Consider the following 4,191-nt stretch of genomic DNA (forward strand, 5'->3'; position numbering starts at 1 on the left):
GAGAGTGAACTCTACGGTCACGAAAAAGGCGCGTTTACTGGCGCAGAGGCCAAACGCATCGGTAAGTTTGAGCACGCGCAAGGTGGCACGCTGTTTCTTGATGAGATCGAATCCATGCCGATGCAGGCGCAAATTCGTTTACTGCGCGTGCTGCAAGAGCGAGTGATTGAACGAGTTGGCTCAAATACCCTAATCCCGGTGGATATTCGCGTCATTGCCGCCACCAAAGTGGATTTAAAGCAAGCGTCAGCTCGAGGGACGTTTCGTGAGGATCTCTACTACCGACTCAATGTTGTTACCTTGGATTTACCGCCTTTACGCCAACGAAAAGAGGACATCCCTGCCCTATTCCACCATTTTCTCCTGGTTGCCGCCGCGCGATATGGCAAAGCCGCGAATGCCTTGCCCGATGCCGATCTGCAAACACTGATGTGCCATGATTGGCCGGGTAACGTGCGTGAACTGCGCAATAGCGCCGAGCGCTTTGTGCTGCTTGGTAACCTTGGTCACCTCAATCCGAGCCAGTCGAGTGCCGAAGCAACACCGCTTGCCCTGCAAGTGGCAGAGTTTGAGAAAGCAGTGATTGAACAAGCGCTTGCCAGCACTTCCGGACGCATCAATGACACCATGACCTTGCTGCAAGTGCCAAGAAAAACGCTCTACGATAAAATGCAAAAGTATGGGATAGACAAGAGCGTCTACAAAAGTGACCAGCCAGAATAACATCGCCCCGGCATCGTAGCCGGGGCGACAACATGACAAGAGACGGTTCTATTTGGTGATGATTTCCGGCCCCATCAGTGTGGTCGGTAGCCAAGTGGATACCCAAGGCACATAAGTGACGATGATTAAGAACAAGAACATCACCGCTACCCACGGCAACGCCGCTTTGACCACTTGCATCATCGACATCTTCGCCACCCCGGCAGTAACAAAGAGGTTGAGCCCCACTGGTGGTGTGATCATCCCTATCTCCATGTTCACTACCATCATGATGCCAAGGTGAATAGGGTCGATACCCAACGCAATGGCGATCGGGAATACCAGCGGCGCAACGATAATCAACAGACCCGATGGCTCCATAAACTGACCACCAATCAGCAGTAGCAAGTTGACCACAATCAAGAAGGTGATCGGCCCAAGCCCTGCCGAGAGCATGGATTCAGTGATCATTTGCGGAATGCGCTCTTCGGTTAATACGTGCTTAAGGATTAACGCATTGGCGATGATGAACAGCAGCATAATGGTCAGCTTACCGGCATCATACAGGGTGTGCTTGGTGTCTTTATGAACAAACGCTTGCAACACTTTCACCAATGCTGGTTTCTTGTTGGTTTTGTCGGCAAATGGTCCCATGTCTTTGTAGACAAAGTTAGCGATAAAGAAGGAGTATATCGCCGCAACGGCCGCCGCTTCTGTTGGCGTGAACACGCCGCCGTAGATACCACCAAGGATGATCACCACCAGCAACAAGCCCCAGCTGGCGTCTTTCGCAGCGGCAAGCATCTCGCCCCAACCGACGAACGGTTGTTTCGGTAAGTTCTTCACGCGCGCAGCAATGTAAATGGCGATCATTAACATCACACCGGCTAACAAGCCTGGGATCACGCCACCAAGGAACATACGTCCCACCGAAACATCGGTCGCCGCCGCATACACCACCATCACAATCGATGGCGGGATCAAAATGCCGAGCGTACCCGCGTTACAAATCACGCCAGCTGCAAACTCTTTGGAGTAGCCGTTTTTGATCATACCGGCAATCACGATACTACCGATCGCAACCACCGTCGCAGGCGAAGAACCTGACAAGGCCGCAAACATCATACACGCGACTACCGACGCCATCGCCAAGCCGCCGCGGAACCAACCCACCATCGCAATCGCAAAGCGAATAATGCGTTTTGCCACACCGCCGGTAGACATAAAGCTCGAGGCGAGGATGAAGAACGGAATCGCTAATAAGGTGTAGTGGCCCGCAAAGGCGTTAAATAGGGTTTGTGCTACCGACGCTAGGGAAGCATCAGAGTGCATCATCAAAAAGAGAATACTCGATAGGCCGAGTGAGACTGCGATAGGCACACCAATCAGCATGAAGCCAATCACCATCACGAACAAAAACAAAATATCCATGGCTTAGCTCTCCTTGCCGTTTTTCTTGGTGGGCTCCATGGCCTCTCCCGCTTCACTGAGTTCTTCTTTCAGTGCTTCCAGCTCTTCTTCCACTTCGTGACCTGCGATCAATCGATCCAACTTGCCGGTGGCAATTTGCAGCGTCAGTTGCAAAAAGCGGAACGTCATTAGCGCCATGCCAATGGGTAGAGCCATGTAGGGGATAAAACGCGGCAGTTTTTCATAGCGCTCGCCTTCATTGAGCCAATCGGCTAAAAACTGCAATATCTCTGGCATTGGGATATCGTCCGTCTCATACCAAGCTCTCTCGGTGGCAAACGGATACCAGTAGTTCCAAGAGCCGACCAAGAGCAGAATGGAGAAGGCCAAACAGCATCCAGCGGCCATCAAGGCGTAGGTTTTGCGCATGCCCGGCGATACCATGTTGATGATGACGTCAACGCCGATGTGGAAGTGTTTTTTGACACCGTAAGAGGCGCCGACCAGCACCATCCAGGCAAACATAAATACGGTCAGTTCGAGGGCCCAAAGAATATTACTGTTAAAAACATAACGAAAGACGACGTTGGTGAACGTCAGCAGGGTCATAGCGCCAAGGAAAAAGGCAATCAAGGTTTCCTCAATCGCATCGGTCACTTGTCCTATTTTGGCAAAGATTGACTGTTCCATAGTGTGATCACTTTTGGTTCCACCCTTTTGCAGCAGGCTCCTCCTCTAGAAGGAGCCTGTATAGGGTGTGTATTGTTATCTGTAGAGGGGATTATTTGTTCGACGCCAACGCCGCTTCAATCAGATCGGCACCGATGTCTTTTTCAAACTTCTTCCATACGGGTTGAAGCGCATCGACCCATTTTTGTCGTTGCTCTGGTGTTAATGTTCTCACCACACCACCTGCTTCTATTACGTTGTTTTTGTTGGCAAGATTAACCTTCGTTGACTCCGCGTTTCGAGCTTCAGTCACCTCTTTAATGATGGTCGCCAGTTGGTCTCGCTGATCATCAGGTAAACCATTCCAGAAATCGTTTGAGGTCACGACTAAGTAATCAAGAATGCCGTGGTTGGTTTCTGTAATGCCATCTTGAACTTCGAAGAATTTTTTACCGTAGATGTTTGACCAGGTGTTCTCTTGGCCATCAATCACTTTGGTTTGCAAGCCGCCGTACACTTCTTTGAACGACATTTTCTGTGGGTTGGCCCCTAGCTGCTCAAACTGAGCAACAAGGACATCAGAGGCTTGTACGCGGAACTTCAACCCTTTTGCATCTTCAGGGACAAGCAGTGGTTGGCTCGCTGACATCTGCTTCATGCCGTTATGCCAAAATGCAAGACCTTGAACTCCACGACGTTGCATCGCGTTTTTCAGCTTCTCACCCGCTTCTGAGTTCTGGAAGCGATCCACCGCTTCCACGTCTTCAAACAAGAACGGCAGATCGAAGATGCGGTACTTTTTGGTGAATTTCTCAAACTTTGAAAGAGAAGGGGCTGCGAGTTGAACATCACCATTGAGTAGCGCTTCAAGTACCTTGTCATCATCGTAAAGGGTCGAGTTTGGGAAGACCTGCATACAGACTTTGCCATTCATCTCTTCATTGACACGCTTTTCAAGCAGTGACGCCGCAATCCCTTTCGGGTGCTTGTCGGTATTGGTCACGTGACTGAACTTGATCACCGTCTCGCCAGGATCGCAGTTTGCAGCGGCGTTGAAACTGGTGACAGCAAGAATTGAGGCAGATAGTAGGGTCAAAGGCTTTAACATTATTATTCTCCTTGTGGATTGAGCAACCCCATCACTGGGTGTTGTATCAAGTAAGGAGCAATAAACTGGCCAACTTAGAGAGAAAGATCAAAAACAAACAAAAACATATACTTATATGAAACGAGAGAGTCAGAGATGCGTTCCCAGCGCCAAATCGAATAATAAATGTGTGGAAATCCACCCAAGAGAAAGAGTGCAATGGGTCAGTTTACACACCATTAACAAAACAGACACAAAAAGGCAGCATCATGCTGCCAAAACGTCCCTATAAAGAGGAGCACACTCTTCACCTCAGACTGCAA

4 protein-coding genes are annotated in these 4,191 nt (G+C 49.8%); 1 reads left to right on the forward strand and 3 read right to left on the reverse strand.

Annotated features, from left to right (window positions below; translation table 11 throughout):
• Positions 1–723: sigma 54-interacting transcriptional regulator (locus AC6R1O_RS16850; protein ID WP_500657461.1), on the forward strand; the 723-nt coding region annotated here is incomplete at its 5' end.
• A gap of 48 nt (positions 724–771) precedes the next feature.
• On the opposite strand, the gene AC6R1O_RS16855 is transcribed toward AC6R1O_RS16850, so the two are convergent.
• The 3 genes from AC6R1O_RS16855 to AC6R1O_RS16865 form a co-directional block, all read right to left on the reverse strand.
• On the reverse strand, positions 772–2,133 hold the full coding sequence (locus tag AC6R1O_RS16855; RefSeq protein ID WP_334552579.1) for a TRAP transporter large permease: 1,362 nt from the start codon (positions 2,131–2,133) through the stop codon (positions 772–774).
• A gap of 3 nt (positions 2,134–2,136) precedes the next feature.
• Positions 2,137–2,802 carry a TRAP transporter small permease gene (locus AC6R1O_RS16860; protein WP_500657462.1) on the reverse strand — a complete coding sequence of 222 codons (666 nt, stop codon included), beginning with the start codon at positions 2,800–2,802 and terminating at the stop codon, positions 2,137–2,139.
• A gap of 91 nt (positions 2,803–2,893) precedes the next feature.
• The gene (locus AC6R1O_RS16865) at positions 2,894–3,889 is read right to left on the reverse strand and encodes a TRAP transporter substrate-binding protein (RefSeq protein WP_500630046.1); all 996 of its coding nucleotides are present in this window, start codon (positions 3,887–3,889) and stop codon (positions 2,894–2,896) included.
• Positions 3,890–4,191 lie beyond the last annotated feature (302 nt).

It is taken from the genome of Vibrio sp. R11-SG3-ISO3-SZ, assembly GCF_059834345.1.

What these genes read in the sequence shown, in the direction of transcription:
- AC6R1O_RS16855 (WP_334552579.1), bottom strand. Translation starts at nt 2,133, where the DNA reads ATGGATATTTTGTTTTTGTTCGTGATGGTGATTGGCTTCATGCTGATT.
- AC6R1O_RS16860 (WP_500657462.1), bottom strand. Translation starts at nt 2,802, where the DNA reads ATGGAACAGTCAATCTTTGCCAAAATAGGACAAGTGACCGATGCGATT.
- AC6R1O_RS16865 (WP_500630046.1), bottom strand. Translation starts at nt 3,889, where the DNA reads ATGTTAAAGCCTTTGACCCTACTATCTGCCTCAATTCTTGCTGTCACC.